Here is a 21421-nt window from a genome sequence, read left to right on the forward strand (position 1 = left end):
GTCGAGCCGGCTTATTGAGGTAGAAACTGAGCGATAAATATGTACGCAGATGAGAAGTCGGACAAAGCCGTAGTACTGATGAAGTAACCGAACAACGAGGACATGTCCTTGGCGGAGGCTGTGGAGGGAAGGGCTTTGCCCAAGAGGAACACCGGTCAGGCAACCGCAGTCCGGACTCAGAGCTGGGGTACTGCGTCGGGTGGATTGGCTGGTGTGCGCCAAGCGGCGCGACAAAAGAAGGATGTACAGTTCACCGCCTTACTGCATCACATTTCCATTGCGCTTCTGGAACAGAGTTATTTTGCGTTAAAGCGAAATTCGGCGCCCGGACTCGATGGTGTGATGTGGCGCAGCTATGGCGACAATCTTTTGGAGAAGTTGACGGCATTACATGATCGGATACGCTTGAGGGTGTAAGAATTTTTGTGTAAACGGCCATTAGGCGGGAAACTGCCGATCCTTAAAGGAGCAAAAATGACCGTATTAAAATCCATCCCAACCGAATTGCTCGATACCTTGCTATCGGGTTATCAAAAACCCGAAGACCTGATTGGTGAAAACGGTCTGTTGAAGCAATTAACCAAGGCGCTGGTGGAACGTGCGTTGGAAGCCGAACTGACCGAACATCTGGGCCACGCCAAGCATGACCCCATCACCAATCCGAGTGGCAATGCCCGTAATGGCAAAAGCCGAAAAAACCTGAAAGGCGACTTCGGCGAATTACCGATTGAGATTCCGCGTGACCGTCATGGCAGCTTCGAGCCGCAAATCGTCGCCAAACATCAAACGCGCTGGACTGGCTTCGACGACAAGATCATTTCGCTGTATGCGCGTGGAATGACGGTCCGAGAAATTCAGAGTCATCTGGAAGAGCTGTATGGCACCGAGGTTTCGCCTTCGTTGATTTCCTCGGTCACCGATGCGGTAGCCGATGAAGTTAAAACCTGGCAATCGCGCCCGCTGGAACCGGTTTATCCCATTGTCTATCTCGACTGCATACACGTCAAAGTGCGCGATACCGGCGCTGTGCGGGTCAAAGCCGTCTATCTGGCGATTGGTATCAATCTGAATGGCGAGAAGAAAGTTCTGGGGTTATGGATCGCCCAAACCGAAGGGGCTAAGTTCTGGTTACAGGTGGTCACCGAACTGAAAAATCGCGGCGTGCAGGACATTTTTATCGCCTGTGTCGATGGGCTGAAAGGGTTTCCCGAAGCCATCGAAACCGTTTATCCGCAAACCGCCGTTCAGCTTTGCATCGTCCATCTGGTGCGTAACAGCCTGAACTATGTCAATTGGAAAATGCGCAAACGGATTGCCGATGACCTCAAGCGGATTTATCAATCGGCTACCGTTGCAGAAGCCGAGCAGCAATTGGCTGAGTTCGAGGCACAATGGAATGGCGATTATCCTTCGATTGCCCAGATATGGCGGCGTAACTGGAGTCGGGTCATCCCGTTTTTCGACTATCCGCCGGAAATACGCCGAATCATCTACACCACCAATGCCATTGAGTCGGTCAATATGAGCCTGAGGAAAATCACCAAAAATCGTGGCTCTTTCCCCAATGACGAGGCATTATCGAAACTGTTTTATCTGGCGCTGATGAATATCAGTAAAAAATGGACCATGCCATTGCATGACTGGAAAGCGGCTTTAAATCGGTTTAGCATTCAGTTCGACGACCGGATGCCAAACCGTTAATTAAACCCGTTTACACAAAATTCAGGACACCTTCATACGCTTTAACGCCTTGCCACCTTTAGCCAACAAGCCCAACAAGCCGCCACCGATTGCAGTTTTGCCAATGGCTTTGATGGCCGGGCCGATTACCGGGATTTTGTCGATAATGCTGCTTGATTGCGAAACGACCGCGCCGCCTGCTGGTTTGTCATCGAGGTTTTTTAAGACCTTGAGCTGTGCCTTGTCGAATACCGACGCCTCTTTACGGAATCATCGCCACCATGGATCACGAAATACAGACCGCGCGTTGCGCCAATGATCAATGTAAGCACATTCTGCCGGTATCTAGAAAATTCAGAACCAAAATAATAAGTCGTGCTATGAAGAAATAATTCCTGGCGCTTCTCTGGGTCAGCTTCCTTCGCCCATTGGTCAGCGCGCTCTTTTAAGGCGAAGTGCTCGCTGAGAATCTTATGCTTGGTTCCAACGGCAAATGCATCAACGTTATAGCTGAGAGGCGCGATCTGGCTGTGGTTTTCAGTGCGATTTTGGTTTGGTTGGATTTGCTCAGAAAAACTATCGTTTTTTGAGACTTGAAGGGATTGGTTTGATTGGTTCATTACGCCACCTCATTGAGCAAATAATGCAGAGTGCGCCTAAATTTTCGCCTTACTGCGGTTATGTTGCTTCAACTCGACGGCAATCCAGTTGATTTTGCTTTTAATATCAAAAGCTTGTGATGGTGGGTCGTGTGCGGTTCGAACGCACGGCCATCGCATTAAAAGTGCAATTTACTATCTGTAACTTATTGTTTTTATTTGTATTATAACTTTGCTTGGTCTGTCTACGCGACACGACGAATCACAACTGAGCATAACTAAGTCGCGTAAATCTCGCGTAAGGTTTTAGGCTTCCAAACACTGAAAACCCATTGTTGGGTTTGTACTAATCACGGAAAATATGATAAATTATATACTTATAAATATTTATTTGTATTCAGTATGCAACTCACAGCCTCCCAACTTCAGTCAAAGCACAAAGTACTCATAGATGCCCTCAAGCGGGGGGAAACCGTTGAAATTACGTATCATGGTCAAACGCTTGGCGTCGTTCACCCTGCCGCTCCAGCTGTTAACTCACAAGAGCAAGAAGCGGCAATGAATGAATTTTTCGGTATGCACCGTGATTCCGGCATTGCTAATGTGGAAGATGAATTACGCACTATTCGCAAAGGTCGCCGGAGTTCACTGAGTGATCTTTGACACCAATATTTTGATTTATGCCGATCGAGGTGTGGAATCAGCAAAAGAATTGATCATGAACACCCAACAACGGTCAATTTCGGCAGTTACCTATATGGAATACGTTCCGTTTTGCCGGAATAAAAAGGAATTGGCAACGTTTGAAAAAATGCTTCAGGTGCTGCAGTTCACCATCCATGAGATCGATCATGGGATTTCTTACCATGCACGACAGTTGGTTCGACAATTTGCACTAAGCCATAGCATGGAAATGGGCGATGCTTTAATTGCCGCAACGGCTATGGCACACAATGAATTGTTATGCACCAGCAACATCAAACACTTTTCTCAAATCAATGGCTTGTTGCTCGACCATTATCAACTTAACGAATAATCACTAAACTGATGTGGCTACACTAAACCGGACACACTTTTTAAAATAACCTGAAAAAGCGTGAATCCAAAATGAGCCAAGAAAAACCCAATACCTATACAGCCGAATTCAGAGCCTCAGCCGTCAAGTTGGCGAATGAATCCGATAAACCGATCAGCCAGGTAGCCCAGGATCTTGGCATTAACGTCAATACCTTGCATACCTGGATAGGAAAATACAGTCGCCCCAAAGACAGCAATAAAGCGGTCCGTACCGATGAACATCTGTACGATGAACTCAAGCGCCTTAAGAAGGAAGTGGCCCGATTGACCGAGGAGCGCGATTTACTAAAAAAGGCAGCGGCGTACTTCGCCAAGGAACAAAGATGAAGTACGCCTGGATCAAGCAGCATGCAGAGGACTTTGCGGTAGATACCCTGTGCCGGTTCATGAGGGTATCCCGAAGCGCCTACTACGACTGGCTGAAGCAAGGCCCCTCTGCGGGCGAACAAGACGATGCCGCCCTATCCGAGATGATCCAAAGCACCTTTGGCAAAAGCCGGGCAACCTACGGTACGCGCCGTCTCAAAGCCGCCTTATCCGCTCAGAACCGAACCGTCAGCCGCCGCCGTATCGGTCGTTTGATGCGGGAAGCGGGGTTGGCCTGTAAAACCAAGCGCAAATTCAAAGCCACGACGAATTCGAAGCATCATCAACCGGTTGCGTCCAATCACCTGGATCGGCAATTTGCCGTGGAAAAGCCCAATCAAGTCTATGCCGGCGACACCACCTATATCCATACGCAGGAGGGCTGGCTGTATCTGGCCGTGGTGATTGATCTCTATTCCCGGCAAGTCGTGGGCTGGTCTATGGCCGAACATATGCGGACCAAACTGGTGAACGATGCGCTACTGATGGCGGTTTGGAAGCGCAAGCCCGAGAAAGGCTTGCTATGGCATACCGATCGCGGCAGCCAATATGCATCGGACAGCCATCGAGCCTTATTAACGCAACACGGCATCCGGCAAAGCATGAGTCGTAAGGGAAACTGCTGGGATAATGCCGTCTCGGAAAGTTTCTTTCATACCCTGAAAACCGAGTTGATACATCACCAGACCTATCGAACCCGATCCGAGGCCAGGCAGGCCGTATTCGAATATATCGAAGTGTTTTATAACCGCGAGCGACTTCATTCCGCCAATGGCTACCTGTCGCCCGTTGACTACGAAGTGCAGCTTAAAGCTGCTTAGCTGTGTGTCCGGAAAAGTGTTGACACATCAGTACTGTCCGTCATCCTTCAGCCAATCCCGGGATTGTTTCGCCCGATCCAGTCCCGATATGATTTCCGTAATCAGCTCTTCGGATAGTTTGAGCTTGTTCCATGCTATTTTCGCTTCAGTACGATTCTTCCGATGGCCTGGGTAACCATCGTAAAATTCGAAAAACGAATTTTCATGCTCGTTATTGTTTTTAGTTCCCTTATTAGTTCCTGTATTAGTTCCGTGTCCCAAATTTGGGACTGTTTCCGCGTAAATTTGGGACTGTTTCGGGGGGTAATTGGAACTGTTCCGATTTTGGAATTGTTCCGTTTTTGGTACTGCTTAAATCGTCTGATTTGGATTTCTTGATCATTTCAAAAATACCGTTGATTTGGTAAACGACCACCTGCTTGGTATCGCCAACGCGCTTTCCGGTATCGCTAATAAATCCGGATTCGGACAAGGCTTTAAGTGACTTGATAGCCGTCTTGCGATTCAAAGCTGTTTCTTCGCTCAGCGATGCAATACTCTGGTAATACTCGGCCAAGTCGTTGCCTGCGCGTTTTGCCATTGCGACCAAAATAAACTTCTCCGCCGAGCTTATACCTTGTTGGGCAAAGGCCCATTCGCACCGCTGGTAATAATCCATATGTTTATTTTGGCCAGCGCAATGTTCCAAGGCGGTTATTATGTTTATCTTTTACAATCGCAATTCCTTTTTTGCGTTCAGGTATTATTCGCGCAATAATTATTGGTGAAATAAATTGACCTTCAATCGTTTCCAAAAGCCCGTTTTCACGTAAAATATCTTTGATGTTTTTTTCGTTCACAGTAATGCTCAGCAATACCGCCAAAAAGGCGGGATAAATTCATATCGCACGTTGGGCGCATTTCCGGTGTTTCTTCTATTGATTTGCCGTCGAGTTGAAGTCTTTGATACCGGGAGTTTGCGCCTTTTTCTGCGCCTAATTAATTGCAAGCTTTAAAATATAAGGCATTGCAACGCATTTAATATGCGGTTAGGTATCAATTTGAGAATCGATGCACTCGGCTAGAACTCGTGTATTGACGAAAAGCGTTTTGCCGATCTTGCGGAATGCCATGGACAAGCCATTATGCTTGCGCTGCAAAACAGCCCATTTCCATGACTTTTCGGTATAAAGATGTGGGTATTTCTTAGGGACATCGCCGGACGGGATAATGTCGTCCAGCGTGATGTTGACTTGCCAGGCGTTCGCCGGGACTGCGGATTGATTTGTTGCTGTGTTCATTTGTTTCACCTCGTTTGGATTAGTGAAACCAATGGTATTGATTTGGTTTTGGCGGGTAAATACCTTGGGTTGTAATTAGTTGTGCAAAATGCAGTTTGCACCAAAAATAATGATGCAAACTGCATTTTGCAACATTGAGAGTATCAACCTTTATTTTTCAATTCATTTTTTATTTTTTTTATTCTGTTTCGGATTGTTCCAATATCAGGCCTTGTCACAATTTTTCCTTTTTCCTGCCTAGATAGCTCATTCCACTCGCCACTTTTCTCAATAGCGTCGCCAATTAACCTGATAATTATTGCCTCAACTATTCCTTCCTCTAGGTAACCTTCTATTTTTTTATCCCAATCGCTCCATTTATTGTTTGTCTTTTTAGTTTTCCCATTAGAAGCGCGTAACTGCTCGGTTTTTTTATTAAATTCAACATTCCATTTTGTATTATATTCATCCTGTTTACTCATTCTCCTAAGCAAATAGAATACAATTTCGGCATTCAGGTCAGGAATAATTTTTATAAACTCTTCTTTAGATATAATTCGTTTAAATCCAATTATTTCATATGCTAACTTATCATATTCATTTTCAAATTCTTGTAACTCTTTAGGCTTAGGATGCTTTTCAATTATTTCTCTTATCCTCTTGACTTCCCCAGTCTCAACATACTCATAATGAGTATCTGCTGACCTATTAGATGATGGAATACTAATAATTTGGCTAATAAAATCTTTGTATAACTCTTTTCTTTTTTCTTCCAGTGTTTTTATTAAATCAGCAACCATTTCCCACTCCATTCAAGTGCATGTCATTAAAATTGGATAACCAGCCAGGCGGTTAATGACGCCGCTTTTCTCCCCGTCGGGATAGGCTGGTTAATTCGGATATTCGTTATGCCGCGTGCGGCCGTTCAATCGGCGTGACGTTCGGCTTTGGCTTTTGCCGGGCCTGCCACAAGTCGTATTCGGCTTGCATGCGCACCCAGGTGTCGGCGGTCGGGCCGTTCATCCAGGCTTCCAGGCGGATTGCCATATCGGCGCTGATCGCCGCCCGGCCGTTGACGACACGGGATAAGGCAACGCGGGAAACGCCAAGCTGTGCGGCGGCTTCGGTGACGCCGATACCCAGCTCGGGTAACACGTCCTCTTTCAAAATGCTGCCGGGGTGTGGGGGATTGAACATCGTCATGAGTGCCTACCTGTCAGTGATAATCTTGATAATCGACCAATACGGCGTCTTCGCCTTCGAACATGAAGGTGAGGCGCCAGTTCCCGCTGACCTTGACGGCCCAGTGTTCAATCAAGTCGCCCTTCAACGGGTGAAGCTTCCAGCCAGCCACATCCATTTCTTGCGGTGATTTGGCTGCGTTGAGCAATAACAATTGCCTGGAAAGCTTTGGAGCGTGTTCGGCATTGATGCCAGATTTCGATCCGGTTTCGATAAATTGTTGTATGCCTTTATGGCGGAAACTTTTGATCATGATTAAGTGTATCTCGATGCTTTACGCTTGACAAGTATAGTGGCAAATTATTCAAGTGCCAGAAAGATGCCGGCCAGCCTGGCTAAGGCTTGGCCGGCTACTAGCCTTTACAGGTTAAACGCCAGCGCCAGTTCGTTGACAATCTGCCGTTTCTGATCGCGACCTTGATGGATGTAGCGCATGGTGGTCTGAATGCTCTTGTGACCGGCCAGCTTGGCTATTTGGTTGATCTCCTTGCCCGAGTCGGAAAGGGCAGAGCAGAAACCGTGCCGAAGGCAGTGGAAGGTGAATTTCTCCAGTTTGACGCTGCCGTCGGGGTTCAGGATGTCTCTGTCGGAAATGTTGGCCGCCTTCAGAGTATTCCGCCAGGCTTTGCGGAAATCCATCGGTTGTTCCGGTAACTCGGCCGATGGAAAGATAAGACCGGCCCCTACTTCCTGATGGCGTTTCAGTTCGGTCATGACGACCGGCGCAAGATACAGCTCACGGCTGGTGCCGTTTTTGGTATCGCCCAGAAAACCGGTATTATCCTTGAAGCTGACATCGCTCCAGCGTAAGTTCATCAATTCGCCTTTCCGGGCTCCGGTGGTCATGGCCATGATGACTAGAAGATAGAGCTTATTCCAGTGCGATTCCTTGCAAGCTTTGATTAAGCGCTGGCGCTCTTGATCAGATAACACTCGATCCCGGCGCTTAGTGTCATCGTCTACCACCACACTGCGAACAAGGTTTTCATCGACATAACCGCGACTGAGGGCGAATTTGTAGACGCTGGACAGTACGGCCTTCTTGCGGTTTATCGTTGTAGTCCGTTCGCCGGCATCGATCATGTCGTCAACGTGTTCCCGCAAGTCGAAGATGTCGATGTCGGTCATGATGCGGTCGCCGAAGGCATTGCACCAGTAATCAACCCGCTGCATCTGGCCCTGGTAATCTTTCTTGTTCCAACGCGCCAGATACTCGTTGCAGACTTCGCGAAAAGTCTTGTAGCGGATGCGCTTGCCGGCCTTGACGAATAGTTCGGCCCCGCCCATGCGCTCGATTTCTTGTACGGAAAGCTGTAACAACTTTTTTTTGGATAGTGCGTTTATGGCTTCCAGTTTTGCGGCATGCCGAATGGCAAACAGGTCGATACCCAACTGCTTGAATAGCTCCTCGCCGCCCAAGGCGTAAATTTCGTCATCCGACAGCGCCATTAATTGCGCCTGATCCAGGTTCAAAATAGCTTTAATGCCACACTCGATATTATCGGCCCAGGCTTGTGCGAGTTTTTCGGATGGGAAGGTTTTGTTTTTGACGATGCCTTTCAGGCGGACATCGGCTCGGAAGTTGCCGTTTGAAAGAGGTCGAATGTAAGCCATTACACGCCCTCGCTGATTTGATCGACTTGGTTAGAATCCCCAGGTGCATACTGCAGTTTTAGTTGTTCGATCAGTCGGTCGCTTTCTGGGCCAATGCCAACGATTTTAGACAACAGCTCTTGCCGGCCGGCATCATGTTCGGACCTGAAATAGGATTTGTATTGTTCGCCGTGAGCGTTAGGAAAGATCGAACGAATATGTTGTAAAACAATATCGTTTTGCGCCTTGGTTGCAAATAACGGGCCGTAATACTTGCCGTCAGAATCAGCCACGCAATAGAATTCCACGTGATAATCCGCGAGCTTTTCTTGATGAGTTTGAGAATCGGGAGAAGGTTGCCCGGACAAAACGATGTTTTGCGAGCTTTGAATGGATTGGTCTTGCTGGTTCATTACGCCACCTCATTGAGCAAATAATGCAGAGTGCGCCTAAATTTGCGCCTTACTGCGGTTATGTTGCTTCAACTCGACGGCAATCCAGTTGATTTTGCTTTTAATATCAAAAGCTTGTGATGGTGGGTCGTGTGCGATTCGAACGCACGACCATCGCATTAAAAGTTCGATTCAAACAACTATCTAGCAACTGCATACTACTTATAACTCCCTATAATCAATAGCTTATCAGCTGTTTGAATTCGTGTAAAGTTGTTAAAAGTAGTATGAGGCAATATGAACCACTGTAGTTTTTACTGTAGTTTTGGTGCTTAGATTATCTGAACTAGCAGTTCGCAAACTTAACAATTTCATCGCTAGCAGCCATGTCTATCATGGTCACACCAAGTTTCTCCGCCATCTTTCTGACTTCATCAAAAGGGTCAAATTCTGCTCTCTCGCTTGGTGCTTTAGTTTTGTAAGCAAACAGCACTTCCTCTGGCGCGATGAAATCAAATCTGCTGAGGAGTTCGACTTTAGATAACCATTCACGCCCATGGTCGATCAAAGCAGTGGCATCATCATGCAAGAATTGAATCGGTTTGATAGCTTTGCGGTGATCACTTTTCCGCACAAAAGGAAAAGTTACCTTATATCTGCCCGCATCGCCTATGACGGCAGACTTGTAGACATCTCCCAGGTTATGACTTAATAGCAATTCTTTAACTTGTTTTCTCATTTTTTCTTCGTAGCTTGGCTCGTTCGCAAAGCTGCGCTGAATGTAATGATCAAACAGTTGTTCCACCTTCGCTATCGGATCGTCGCAGAATAAAACCCTGCTATCGCTAAATCGAACAATATCCTCACGGCAGCGAGTCAATTCCGCGTAAAGGTTGGCGTCGACCCGGCCGCCAAAATCATAAAACTTCTGGATACGCTCGATTTCGGCTCTGACAATTTTTACGGCATAACCAAAAACATCCTTGTTTAACGGATCGAAAAAATCGGTTATTCGTTTGTGCTGGCGGCTTTCCAATAACCTAAATTCCAGACGCTTAGACGCAGTTGCAAACAACACCACGCCGATGTTGGCGAATTCTTGTGTTTCAGCAAAAGGCTGAAAACGGATAATGTTGTATTTGCAAACTTGTCTGTTCATGGCAGTTTCAACCAAAGGTTACCGTTGGCGTCATCGGTCAGGCGTTGGATATGTTGGTTAGGATTAAATATAGAGTAGTCTGCGTTATACTCCAACCACTCTGGCGGGACTTTATCCCATGCTGATTGCCAACTGTCCAGTGCCTTTTGCATCCGCGCTTCAAACGTTTGCTTTTCTATAAAGTCATCCTGTTTGTTACGGAACTCAGATTTGAACACATGCGTAGTCCAAAAACTTTCATGACTAAACGCTGGATCAAAAATCAGATTGTGGTCAATAACATACAACTTTGATTCGTCAGGCTTCCATAACAAATTAGGATTGCCACCCAGTTCGGTCAGTGTTCGATCTTCATGCTCAACCCATAAATCGAAAAGCAACACAGCAAGCCTTGTAGTCTTATCTAGGTGCGGAATAGTTTCAAACTTGAGCTCGGTAACTGATGGAATCTGTTTGGACGCAAAGACATACCCACCTTTCAGTTCGGAAGCTGCAGGACCTTCATAAGCATTCGCTAAAGCGTCGGCTAAATAGGCAAGCTGGAACTCTGGTACCGGTAAACCGAAGGCTTGAGCCAGATTTGCCCCCATCCATTCTTTGACCAAACCTATGCTAGAAGCCGCATAGCCTTTTACAAAATAGCTATTGCCATCACAAGCCGTACATAAAAACGGTGTGGTTCTGCCTTGGTCGGCCGGCCTGATAATTTCAACGATCTCAAGCATTGAGCTTTACGGAATCCGGCTTAAACACTTTTTTCTTAATTTTCTTCACGAATTCAAAAATGTCTTAAAACATCGCGATGTCTATGCATTGGCTTACCGTGATTCTCCAGCGACCATTCACAATGTTCGAGCAAGACATCTCGCGCGAACCGAGCTCGCTCTGGCCCATAATCCTCGCGAATACGTCCAAGAATGACTCTGTATTGCATGGCACTACCGTCTCTATGATAGGGATGACCATTGAACAGGCTATCAAGCCAAAGCATAGTCATACTGGCTGAATTGGCATTCATGCCATCTGGAACGTAGTTTCTGTTTCCATTTCGCCATGCTTCGTAACATTCCAAAATCATTTGTTCCGTAATAGGCATTTTAACCAACCTCATCAGTTTGAAATTAACCCAACACCCCAGCGATCTCCCGAAAACAAGCCAGCCCCGCTTCTACGTTCTCAATAATCTCGGCGGCAATATCGTCAGGCTCCGGCAGGTTATCCAGATCGGCCAGTGATTTATCCTTCAGCCAGAAAATGTCCAGACTGGTCTTATCCCTCGCCAGGATTTGCTCATAGCTGAATTTGCGCCAGCGGCCTTCCAGGTTGATTTGTTCGTTCCAGGTTTCGCTACGTTGATGGCGGTTGGCCGGGTTGTAGCAGCCTATAAAGTCCTGCAAATCCTCAAACCGTAGCGGTTTCTTTTTCAGGGTGTGATGGATATTGGTGCGGTAATCGTAATACCAGATTTCCTTGGTCCACGGGGTGGGGCTGGCTTCGCGGTTATCGAAAAACAGCACGTTGGCTTTCACGCCGTTGGCGTAAAAAATCCCGGTCGGCAAACGTAAGATGGTGTGTAAGTCGGTATTCTGCATCAGCTTTTTGCGTACCGTTTCACCGGCACCGCCTTCAAACAACACGTTATCCGGTACTACCACGGCGGCACGACCGGCGATTTTCAACAGGCTGCGAATATGCTGCACAAAATTCAGCTGTTTGTTGGAAGTGGTCGCCCAGAAATCCTGACGGTTATAGGTCAGATCATCCTTTTCCTGTTCGCCTTCCTCATTGGTAAACGTCATGCTGCTTTTCTTGCCAAACGGCGGATTGGCCAGCACGTAGTCAACGGTTTCAGTGGGCGGAGACACCAAGGCATCGTTCGATGAAATGGCACTATTGCCGTCAATCTCGCCGATGTTATGCAAAAACATATTCATCAAGCACATGCGGCGGGTATTGGCGACGATTTCGTTACCATAAAAAGTTTCGTGCTTTAAAAATGCTAACTGCTTTTTATCCAGCGGGTAATTGGCTTTTAAAAAGTCATAGGCTGCCAAAAAGAAACCGCCTGTGCCGCAAGCCGGATCAGCAATCGACTTGCCCGGTTCTGGCCGCACACACTCCACCATCGCCTTAATCAGCGCCCGTGGCGTAAAGTATTGCCCCGCGCCGGACTTGGTATCCTCGGCGTTTTTCTCCAGCAAACCCTCGTAGATCGTGCCTTTTGTATCCGCGCCCATCACCACCCAATCGGTGTCGTTGACCATATCGATCAAGCGCGACAGCTTGGCTGGGTCCTGAATCTTGTTTTGCGCCTTGGTGAAGATTTGCCCCAACATGCCGGATTTATTGCCCAGCTCGCGCAACAGCATCACGTAATGACCTTCCAGCGCCGCGCCTTTTTTGGCTTTCAGACTTTGCCAGTTGTATTCGGCTGGAATGCCGACATTGCGGTTATGCGGTGGCCGACTGTATTCATCCGCCATTTTTAAAAAGATCAGATAGGTCAGTTGCTCCAGGTAATCGCCATAACCCACGCCGTCATCGCGCAGGGTGGTGCAAAAACTCCAGACTTTGGAAACAATCGATTCAGCATTCATAGACCATCCCCCGGATTGTCCATATCTGCTTCGTCATGGCTCGTATTCACACCACGCTCAATTACTTTGCCCATGGCTTTTTCTACAATCGTCAACAAACTGTCCTGCCTTCTTGCATAAAACAAATTAAAGTCATCAGCCCTCAAGCTGGCAGGGTCGATCAGGTGGCTCTGCAAAATAGCATCCATGGCTTCATCGTTAAGCCCAACCTGAACATGCGATTGAATAGATGTTAAATAGTTGGATGGCGCTTTGCCACCGATCATGCGATTGGCTTTATAGGAAATCGGCGTTTTGTTGATGATGGCATTGAAAATGTCAGGTTTGATTTTTCTTTCTGGACTCTCACACCAAGCCTTGGGAAAGATATGATGAATATCCAAAGCCACCTCTTCATGGTCCAGCTCTTGTATCGTAGCTTTCCAGAAAAAGTCATGGGCGCCTTCGCGCAGCACCAAGGTGTTCAAGCCTTTATACGCAGCACTCAAACGCGAACGCAGGGTATAAAGTCGGTTTGGTAAAAAAGATGCCTCGTAAATAGTTCGCGGCTCGTCGCCCTTGCCATCAATCCAGGCTAACAATTCCTCCAAGTCATTAGCGATACGGGTTTCAACCGCGCCACCGTATAACTCACCCAAAACGCCACACCAAAACCATTGGCAAAGCTTGGCGTGAATTTTCGGCTCCAGCCAGCGTTCTTTTAAACAGGACAACACCGCTGCCAAAGGCACCAATTGCGTCCGATAAGGCAAATCGCGCGCCGTAAAAAAGCATTCTTTACGCAAAAACTTGGCTGCTAATAAAAAGCCTTTTTCGACTTCATCAGCCCACCGTTGATAATCCGCCAGCGACAAAGACAACACGGAAACCCGCTTGGCACTCACAGCAGAGATAGCCTTACCGGTTTTACCTGCCTCAATATCGCTTAACCGTCGTTCCCGAGTGTGCAACAAACTCACAGCCTGTAAAAAATCAGTCGGCTCCACAGCCTCCAGAACTGGCTCGGCATGTATTCGTGCCACACGGCCAGGCACTTTTCGCAAAGCACTGCCATACCAATCATCACGCAAGTTAAAACCATCAGCGGCGAAGCTGGCGGTAACCAACTCAAACACCGACAAAGGCACACCGCCAGTGTTAACCTTTTCAAACACCAAACACACTGCTTCCTTGCTGGTCGACTTACCCAGTGCAATCACTGGCAGTTGATAGCTGGTAAAAGCGGTAATGACTTTAGGCAAGAAATCCGTGAGAAACATGCCGACTTTCTCAGGGTTAAATTTATGAAGATCAGTCAGCCATGCGCCATAACTCAAGATTTGGTTACAGGGGAAATAAAGCGCTTCACATTCTTTCTGCCGAGAAGAGAGGTCTAAGCGAATATCACGACCAAAGTTGGTTTTAAGCGTTCTATCCTCTTCCACCGCCACAAATACATCATCCAGTTGCTCATCCAGCAGCGCCGCTTCAATATCGATGTAGTAATAGCGGTTGATTGGCTTACCCTTTTCATTAAAGGTTTTCACCGGTGTATCCAATGCCAACACCTGGGTCAATGACGTTAAACGCTGTTGGCCGTCCAAAATCAGCCGGTCCGGCTCGGGTATCGAACCATTAAAACTGACGTTCTCAATCGGCCGCACCTGAAAGCGCACATCGCCGCCGGTTTCCAGCAGCATCACCGCACCGACCGGAAACGAACGCGCCACACTGACCAGCAAAGACCGTACATGATCGTCATCCCACACCCAGCCGCGCTGAAAATCCGGCAGCTGTAATTTGCCTTCAGTGATTTGTTTGATGATGTCCGGTAATGGGGTTTTGGTGCTGTCAAAGCTACTCATGGCTGATTTTCGCGGTACACGGTTAAGATTTCGATGCTGTTGCCCTTCAGGCGATAAAGGAAACTGTATTGCTGATACACCACCCGGCGAATATTGTCGCCAAACTCCGGCATCGGCGTGCCCGACTCGGGAAACTGCAGCAGCAGCGTATTCAGCCAATCCTCAAAGCGTTGCAGATAGTCCAGAACAAAACGCTGCGAAAGGTTTTGTTGGTAGAGATAATCGGCCACTTCCGCCAAACGCTGTCGGGCGCGCGGTGAAAAGACAATGTAGTATTCACTCATATTGCGAGCGGATCGATTGCATGGTCTCGCGCAGCGACAGGCCTTCACCCGCGTCTAGCTGGGCAATCGATACGCCAATGTCCTGCTTGATTTTGCGTTGCTGCACAAACTCGGCGAAGGCGCGGGCAATGGACTGCTGGTTATTGCCGAACAACTGTTGCAGGCTGGCTTCCAGTTCCGGGTTGTCGATTTCAATGTTTAACATGGGTCGCTCCAATAAGGGTTTCAGGCTGTTTTAACACGACGGCGGGTGGGTTGAATATTGGCTTGGGCTTTTTCGGCGCGAATCCGTTCCAATAACACGCTGGCCGGTTCGTCGTTCGGGTCTTGCGGCACCAACTGGCCGGAGAAGGCTTTTTTCAGGATGGATTGGCGCAGGGCTTCGGCTTGTTGCAGAGCGGTGGTGATGGTTTGGTCGAGTTGGTCAATTCCAGATATTTTGGTGTCGACTAAATATTCAATTTCAATCTGCTCGAGTTTTCCGCAGAAAGGAATTGGTGTTTCTCTGCAAATTTCAAGGGTTAGATTGAATTGTCCTGCTGTTGCCTTCGATTTTTTCATCATTGCCCGTACAGTATCTTCGAAAGATAAATATGCAGCGAGAAACTTAATGGAAACTAACTCAGTTCTAAAAATAGCTATTGCTTGGTTTATATTCCACTCTGGATAACTATCTGGAACGATAGAAACCTTTCCCAGTGGCGGGCCGACGATATTCATCAAAACGTCACTGGGATAAACCTTGGAACGCGCTAAAAAACCATTATGAGTTTGGCGATTTACAAAGGTTGGATCAATGCTAAAGTCTAGAAAACCTGTTTTAGTTAGGTTATACACTTTGATAAACGGAATTTCTCCGTCTCCTTCAAAAAGCAATTCCTTGCTTGGTGTTGTGCCTTTAGTGATGAAATCAGAAATTTCTTCAGCTCGTACGTAAATCCAATCCTCCGGCAAACCCGGCAACTCGGCCAATTCCTCAGTCGTCAACGTCGGCAAGGTTTTGGGGGCTTTGGGTTTACTGCCTGGTCTGCCGTTGGCTTCCCAGTCTTTAAGTTGTTGCTGATAGCGTTGCTGGCGCTCGGTTTGGATGCGTTGCAGCAAGGCTTCGGTGCTTTCCAATTTACTCGCATTTTCCGCTCGCCATTGCTCGGTGAGTTTGCCGGAAAAGGCATGTTTCAGCAGTGCTTGCCGGTAGATTTTCAGTTGCTCGCGGGCGGTTTTAAAGCTTTCGATACCTTTGTCCAGCTCGGAAAACAAGGCTTCGATTTTGGCGACGATGCGGTGTTGTTCGTTGATTGGTGGAATTGGGAATTGATAATTCCAAATTAAATCAGGATCAACGTGTGGCGTTCCACTTCCTTTCGCACGAGTATTGATTTGTTGGTATTTCGACTGCAAAAAATAGAACGCATAGTCGTTCACCATTGATGGGAAATTGATGCGCACTAATGTACTGCCAAGTGCTCCATTTACACCTTTACCTACTAAACCAGACCTAGAACCATCCCACACCATTAAGAAGTCCGATTCAAAACATAATCTGCAACCAACACCATCGGTCCACGATTTTATAACACCCTCTTCAAAAGCCTGAATATCAACATAAGGCAAAAGGTGAGTTGAGTTTTCGATGTTCGACTCGCTTTTTGGCTTTTTTCCTTTCTCGCTAACAACGAAGTCTCCGAGTTTAACTACCACCCAAGATTTCGGTAATTCCCTTGATTGATTTTCTAAGTTCATCTGATCCAGTAATTATTTAAGCAGCTAACGCTTCATTCAGTTCATCCAGCACAGTATCCATCTCCGCCCCAAACAACTGATACATCTTGCCCAAGCCGCCTTGGCCGTCGAACGGGGCCAGTTCCAGGTCGTCGCGTTCGATGTGGTAGGACACGGCAATGTGGTCGCGGATCATTTGCAGCCAGGCCATCTGTTCTTCCGTGAATTTGTCCGGGTTGCCGGCATGGTGGCGCATGATCCAGGTTTGGAAGTTGCGGCGCACAGTACTGTCGTAGTCGGCCAATTGGCTATCGATGCCGCAGACGCGGCGGATCAAGCCGATCAGGGCGGTCAGTTCGCTGACCGGTTGTTTGCCCTGGTAGTTGTCGAGTTGGCTATAGGCTTGCCAGACGTGCAGCGGGGCCAGTTTGGGTTTGTCGGTTTTCAAGGTCTCCAACACCTGTTGCAGCATGGCGTAGGTGATGTCGCGACGGCGTTGCGGCTGGTCATAAAAAATGCTCAACGCTTCGATTTGGTCTTTGTAGCTGGCCAGGGCATCGGCAAATTCCTGCGCCAGGTTTTGTGCGCTGGCCTGAGCATCGGCAGACCAACCAGCAAACTTGAGTTCGTCCAGATTGACGTGATCAATGGTTTGCTCTTTGTCTCGGCGGATGCTGTCGATCAGTTCTATCAATGGGCCATTCAAGACTTTGGCGGCGTCTTTAACCAGTTGTGCCTGGGCTTGCTGGTACTGCTGTTCGCTGGGTTCGGCATCGGCAGGTAGTCCGGCCAGTTGGCAGGCGGTTTGGCTGACGGTATCGGCGTCGATGGCGTTGAACAGCTTGTTGATGAGCTGACTGAGGGAAACGCCATCAGTCAGTTTTTGGATTTTGTCCTGGTCTTTCGGATTGAGCTGCTGGTTAAGGCGTGCCAGGCGCGCAGCCAGCGAACTGATGGTGTCGGTGTCGTTGGCGCCCATCATCACGCCCATGGCTAAATCTTTCAGCGACACGGTGGGTTTGGTAATCAAGGGCTGGCTGGCGGTTTTTAACGAACTGGTGACGCCAACGGCATCGACAATCACGTAATGAGTTTTGGCGCTGACGGCGGACGGGGTGACTTTTTTCAAGCCGTCCAAATCCAGGGTGCGGGTGCCACGGCCTTTCATTTGCTCGAAGTAGTTGCGGCTGCGCACATCGCGCATGAACAGCAGGCATTCCAACGGTTTAACGTCGGTGCCGGTGGCGATCATGTCCACGGTGACGGCGATGCGCGGGTAATAGGCATTGCGGAAGTCAGACAGCGTGGATTTGGGGTCTTCGTCGGCTTTATAGGTGACTTTTTTGCAGAAGGCGTTACCTTCGCCAAACTCTTCACGCACGGTTTGAATGATGTCGTCGGCGTGGCTGTCGGTTTTGGCGAAGATCAAGGTTTTCGGGACTTCCTGGCGACCGGGAAATATGCTGGGCCAGTTTTGCTGATAGGCGCGAATGACGGTAAGAATTTGGTCGGGGTTGACCACGCTGTTATCCAGCTCTTTGCCGGTGTAGATTTCGTCCTGATCTTGCTGCTCCCAGCGCTTTTTGCGAGTGAGTTTTTCGCGTTTTTGAATTTGCAGTTTGGCGGGGATGTTGCTGCCCGCTTGAGTGATTTGAGTTTCGATCAAGTAAGTTTCGTTACCGACATTAACGCCATCGGCCACGGCTTTTTCGTGGGTGTATTCGCTGACCACGTTTTTCTTGAAAAAGCCGTAAGTGCGGTTATCCGGGGTGGCGGTGAGGCCAATCAGAAAAGCGTCGAAGTAATCCAGCACTTGTTGCCACAGGTTGTAAATCGAGCGGTGGCATTCGTCGATGAAGATAAAGTCGAAAAACTCCAGCGGCACTTTGGCGTTGTACACCACCGGCATGGGTTGTTTGGGCTTGGTCAGTTGCTCGGCAGGGTTGAGATCTTCCAGGCTGCTGTCCAGTTCTTCGTCCTTGAGGATGGAATACAGGCGCTGAATGGTGCTGATGCAGACGTGGCTGTTGCTGGGTACATGCGAGGATTGCAGACGCTGCACGCTGTAGATTTCGGTGAATTTACGGTTATCGTCGCTGGGCGAGTAGCTCATCATTTCCTGCTCGGCCTGTTCGCCCAGGTTGCGAGTATCGACCAGAAACAGGATGCGTTTGGCATCAGTAAACTTTAACAAGCGATACATGGCGGTAATCGCGGTATAGGTTTTACCAGAACCAGTGGCCATTTGGATCAAGGCGCGGGGGCGGTTGTGCTTGAACGAGTCTTCCAGGTTGTTAATGGCAATTTCCTGGCAATCGCGCAAGCCGGTTGGGTCTAGCTTGGGAAAGCTTTGCAAGCGATTGCGTAACGAGCTGCCTTGTTCCAGCCATTCCTGCAAAGTTTCCGGACGATGAAAGCTGAATACTTCGCGGGAGCGGGGCTTAGGATCGCGCGCATCGGTAAAGCGAGTAATCGCGCCGGTGCTTTCATACATAAATGGCAACGGTTCGTTGTTGTTGACCCATTTCAGTTTGGCGGCGGCGTATTCGGCGGTTTGTTCTTCGACGGTGGTGATTTTGTGGCCGAGTTGCTCAGCTTTGGCTTCGATCACGCCGACTGGTTTGCCACCAACAAACAGAATGTAATCGGCGGGACCGGTGTCGGTTAGGTATTCCCTGACGGCTTGGCCTGTGCCGCTATGCAGATTGATCTGATTTTTGTTCTGAATGACCCAACCTGATTGCAGTAACAGCTTGTCGATGTTGTCGCGGGCGAGTTGTTCTGGGTTTTGGTTGAGGGTCATGGCAGTCCGTTGGGTTAGGTACGCACCGTGCAGTAGCTCAGCAACGTATCAAGGCCGTTTGTTTTTCTACAAGTATAATTCAGTAGGACCAAAACTCAGCAATATTGGATTGCCAGTCAGTAATTCAATTTCAATTGACCCGGTATTACGGTTGACCAATGAAACCGTTTTGGTCCGGGGATTGCAACACATAATGAACTATTGTGCCTTTAGAGGATAAATTTCCACCGCTAATAATCGCAAAAGCCGACATTGCACTATTAGCATCTAATGGCTTTATTACATACATCCCGTTATTAAAAAATCTCAATCACATATATTCTCCCTGAGAACTGCTTTCGGGTATCTCTTCTGAAACCCACAACTGACCGACAGTACTCAACTTCCACAAACCCAACAGCCACCTGATCGTTCCGGCGATCAGGTGGCTGCTGTTTTCCGTCTTAGCTTAGCCGCTATCGATCATCTGTCCGGTGAGGAGGGCGGCTGCGCGTATTTCAAGGAGTCCTTTCTTATGAATATTCAATGTCCCATTTGTCGTTCGCATCAGGTTGTCAGCTTGGATCGAGGCAAAAAAATCGGTGGCCTGATTGGCACGGTTGGCGGTGCCGCCAGTGGCGTGGCTGGCACCATGACAGGCGCTGCGGCCGGTGCTGAATTTGGCGCCACCGTCGGCCTGATCGCCGGTCCTGCCGGCGTGGCGGTAGGTAGTCTTGCCGGCGCCATTTTCGGCGCGCTGATTGGCGCGGCCACCGGCGGCGTGACCGGCGCCAAACTAGGCGAAGTGATCGACCAGCGTGTGTTGGATAACTACGTCTGCCAGGACTGCGGCTTATCGTTTAGCGATCCTGCCAGCCTAGATCAGGCCATTTAGCTTTTCTGAGTTCTTCAATTTAAGCAACAGATGCAAATCGATCACCCATCCCGGTGGTCGATTCCTTCTTATTTATAGATCTTTAGGAGTCATTTATGGCACATTTACTCGAACAAATGGCCTATGTTGGCCAAACGCCCTGGCATGGCCTGGGCAATCCACTCGTCCCCAAGCAACCCCTGGAAGTTTGGGCCAAGCAAGCCGGCATGGACTGGCAGATTGAAGCCTCCGAAGTACGCTTCATGGCCGATCAAGTCGGGCATCTGGGGACGATTCACACCTTTGCGGATCAAAAGGTGTTGTACCGTTCCGATACCAAGCAGGCTTTGTCGGTGGTTTCCCAACGCTATCAAATCGTGCAGCCGCGCGAGGTGTTGGAATTCTATCGCGATCTGACCGAAATCGCCGGCTATGAACTGGAAACCGCCGGCGTATTGAAAGGTGGTAAGAAATTCTGGGCCCTAGCAAAAACCGGACAATCGACCGCGCTGAAGGGTAACGACGTGGTCCATGGTTATCTGCTATTGGCAACCTCCTGCGACGGCACCTTAGCGACCACGGCGACACCGACCACGATCCGGGTGGTTTGCAATAATACGTTGACCATTGCGGTGAATGGCGCCACCCAAGCCATCAAAGTGCCGCATAGTACCAAGTTTGAAGCGCAGACGGTTAAGCAGCAACTTGGCGTGGCAGTATCGCAGTGGGATGCCTTCATGTACCGCATGCGTATGTTGTCGGAACGCAAGGTTAAATCGCATGAAGCGATGAACTACTTTCTGCGGGTACTGTGCGATACCCCAACGGCGAATGCCGGTGAACCCGCTACGCTGGTCAATGAACGCGCCTTGAAAAAGGTGCAGAGCCTTTACGACGGTCAAGGCCACGGCGCGGAACTGGATTCGGCCAAAGGCACGGCTTGGGGACTGCTCAATGCCGTCACCGAGTATGTTGACCATGAGAAGCGGGCTAGAAGTATCGAGAGTCGAATGGATTCGGCTTGGTTCGGACAAGGTGCCACTATCAAACAAAGGGCCTTGGATACCGCGCTGCAACTCGCCGCTTAATCCCGCTAAACCCGTTAACGTGCAACAGCCAATACCTCGCACAAC

At 48.6% G+C, this 21421-nt stretch carries 22 protein-coding genes and 1 pseudogene; 6 read left to right on the forward strand and 17 right to left on the reverse strand.

Annotation, left to right across the window (positions count from 1 at the left end):
* The first annotated feature begins 474 nt into the window (after window positions 1-474).
* Window positions 475-1701, forward strand: coding sequence for an IS256 family transposase (locus tag IVG45_RS18900; protein WP_196435318.1), 1227 nt, complete (start codon window positions 475-477; stop codon window positions 1699-1701).
* 200 nt (window positions 1702-1901) lie between these two features.
* Here the strand turns inward: IVG45_RS18900 and IVG45_RS18905 are convergent, their stop codons facing one another.
* On the reverse strand, window positions 1902-2300 hold the full coding sequence (locus IVG45_RS18905) for a hypothetical protein (protein WP_196435319.1): 399 nt from the start codon (window positions 2298-2300) through the stop codon (window positions 1902-1904).
* A 381-nt stretch (window positions 2301-2681) separates the two neighbouring features.
* Between IVG45_RS18905 and IVG45_RS18910 the strand changes: the two genes are divergently transcribed.
* The 3 genes and pseudogenes from IVG45_RS18910 to IVG45_RS18925 all read left to right on the forward strand — a co-directional run bounded on the left by IVG45_RS18910 (window position 2682) and on the right by IVG45_RS18925 (window position 4543).
* A complete protein-coding gene (locus IVG45_RS18910) occupies window positions 2682-2942 on the forward strand; it encodes a hypothetical protein (RefSeq protein WP_196435320.1) in 261 nt (86 codons plus the stop codon).
* Window positions 2932-3315: a type II toxin-antitoxin system VapC family toxin gene (locus IVG45_RS18915; RefSeq protein ID WP_196435321.1), complete on the forward strand. Its 384-nt coding sequence runs from the start codon at window positions 2932-2934 to the stop codon at window positions 3313-3315. Before IVG45_RS18910 ends, IVG45_RS18915 begins: the two co-directional genes overlap by 11 nt.
* A 71-nt stretch (window positions 3316-3386) precedes the next feature.
* A pseudogene (locus IVG45_RS18925) lies at window positions 3387-4543 on the forward strand (IS3 family transposase).
* Window positions 4544-4787: 244 nt separating this feature from the next.
* On the opposite strand, the gene IVG45_RS18930 reads toward IVG45_RS18925, so the two are convergent.
* The 16 genes from IVG45_RS18930 to IVG45_RS19005 form a co-directional block, all read right to left on the reverse strand.
* On the reverse strand, window positions 4788-5201 hold the full coding sequence (locus IVG45_RS18930; RefSeq protein ID WP_196435322.1) for a helix-turn-helix domain-containing protein: 414 nt from the start codon (window positions 5199-5201) through the stop codon (window positions 4788-4790).
* Between the two features lie 4 nt (window positions 5202-5205).
* Entirely contained in the window at window positions 5206-5382 is a 177-nt protein-coding gene (locus tag IVG45_RS18935) for a hypothetical protein (protein ID WP_196435323.1), read from the reverse strand.
* A 189-nt stretch (window positions 5383-5571) separates the two neighbouring features.
* A complete protein-coding gene (locus IVG45_RS18940) occupies window positions 5572-5823 on the reverse strand; it encodes a hypothetical protein (protein ID WP_196435324.1) in 252 nt (83 codons plus the stop codon).
* A gap of 143 nt (window positions 5824-5966) precedes the next feature.
* On the reverse strand, window positions 5967-6602 hold the full coding sequence (locus IVG45_RS18945) for a hypothetical protein (protein WP_196435325.1): 636 nt from the start codon (window positions 6600-6602) through the stop codon (window positions 5967-5969).
* A 106-nt stretch (window positions 6603-6708) separates the two neighbouring features.
* Window positions 6709-7005, reverse strand: a complete 297-nt coding sequence (locus IVG45_RS18950; RefSeq protein ID WP_196435326.1) for a HigA family addiction module antitoxin — start codon at window positions 7003-7005, stop codon at window positions 6709-6711.
* A gap of 13 nt (window positions 7006-7018) precedes the next feature.
* Entirely contained in the window at window positions 7019-7297 is a 279-nt protein-coding gene (locus IVG45_RS18955; protein ID WP_196435327.1) for a type II toxin-antitoxin system RelE/ParE family toxin, read from the reverse strand.
* Between the two features lie 107 nt (window positions 7298-7404).
* Entirely contained in the window at window positions 7405-8658 is a 1254-nt protein-coding gene (locus IVG45_RS18960) for a tyrosine-type recombinase/integrase (RefSeq protein WP_196435328.1), read from the reverse strand.
* Window positions 8658-9050: a hypothetical protein gene (locus tag IVG45_RS18965; protein ID WP_196435329.1), complete on the reverse strand. Its 393-nt coding sequence runs from the start codon at window positions 9048-9050 to the stop codon at window positions 8658-8660. The genes IVG45_RS18960 and IVG45_RS18965 overlap by 1 nt, the downstream gene beginning before the upstream one ends.
* A 325-nt stretch (window positions 9051-9375) precedes the next feature.
* On the reverse strand, window positions 9376-10188 hold the full coding sequence (locus tag IVG45_RS18970; RefSeq protein ID WP_196435330.1) for a DUF3037 domain-containing protein: 813 nt from the start codon (window positions 10186-10188) through the stop codon (window positions 9376-9378).
* The gene (locus tag IVG45_RS18975) at window positions 10185-10913 is read right to left on the reverse strand and encodes a HipA family kinase (RefSeq protein WP_196435331.1); all 729 of its coding nucleotides are present in this window, start codon (window positions 10911-10913) and stop codon (window positions 10185-10187) included. Before IVG45_RS18975 ends, IVG45_RS18970 begins: the two co-directional genes overlap by 4 nt.
* A 396-nt stretch (window positions 10914-11309) precedes the next feature.
* Window positions 11310-12785: a class I SAM-dependent DNA methyltransferase gene (locus IVG45_RS18980; RefSeq protein WP_230874655.1), complete on the reverse strand. Its 1476-nt coding sequence runs from the start codon at window positions 12783-12785 to the stop codon at window positions 11310-11312.
* Window positions 12782-14629, reverse strand: a complete 1848-nt coding sequence (locus IVG45_RS18985) for a GmrSD restriction endonuclease domain-containing protein (RefSeq protein ID WP_196435332.1) — start codon at window positions 14627-14629, stop codon at window positions 12782-12784. Before IVG45_RS18985 ends, IVG45_RS18980 begins: the two co-directional genes overlap by 4 nt.
* On the reverse strand, window positions 14626-14913 hold the full coding sequence (locus IVG45_RS18990; RefSeq protein WP_196435333.1) for a type II toxin-antitoxin system RelE/ParE family toxin: 288 nt from the start codon (window positions 14911-14913) through the stop codon (window positions 14626-14628). Before IVG45_RS18990 ends, IVG45_RS18985 begins: the two co-directional genes overlap by 4 nt.
* Window positions 14906-15118: a hypothetical protein gene (locus IVG45_RS18995; RefSeq protein ID WP_196435334.1), complete on the reverse strand. Its 213-nt coding sequence runs from the start codon at window positions 15116-15118 to the stop codon at window positions 14906-14908. Before IVG45_RS18995 ends, IVG45_RS18990 begins: the two co-directional genes overlap by 8 nt.
* Before the next feature lie 20 nt (window positions 15119-15138).
* Window positions 15139-16653, reverse strand: a complete 1515-nt coding sequence (locus IVG45_RS19000) for a restriction endonuclease subunit S (RefSeq protein WP_196435335.1) — start codon at window positions 16651-16653, stop codon at window positions 15139-15141.
* Between the two features lie 16 nt (window positions 16654-16669).
* On the reverse strand, window positions 16670-19435 hold the full coding sequence (locus IVG45_RS19005; RefSeq protein ID WP_196435336.1) for a type I restriction endonuclease subunit R: 2766 nt from the start codon (window positions 19433-19435) through the stop codon (window positions 16670-16672).
* Between the two features lie 514 nt (window positions 19436-19949).
* On the opposite strand from IVG45_RS19005, the gene IVG45_RS19010 reads away from it, so the two are divergent.
* A complete protein-coding gene (locus IVG45_RS19010; RefSeq protein ID WP_196435337.1) occupies window positions 19950-20309 on the forward strand; it encodes a hypothetical protein in 360 nt (119 codons plus the stop codon).
* A 95-nt stretch (window positions 20310-20404) separates the two neighbouring features.
* Window positions 20405-21376 carry a DUF932 domain-containing protein gene (locus IVG45_RS19015; RefSeq protein ID WP_196435338.1) on the forward strand — a complete coding sequence of 324 codons (972 nt, stop codon included), beginning with the start codon at window positions 20405-20407 and terminating at the stop codon, window positions 21374-21376.
* The last annotated feature ends 45 nt before the right edge of the window (window positions 21377-21421 follow it).

Origin of the sequence: Methylomonas sp. LL1, assembly GCF_015711015.1 — a bacterium.
In the GTDB taxonomy this organism is placed as follows: domain Bacteria; phylum Pseudomonadota; class Gammaproteobacteria; order Methylococcales; family Methylomonadaceae; genus Methylomonas.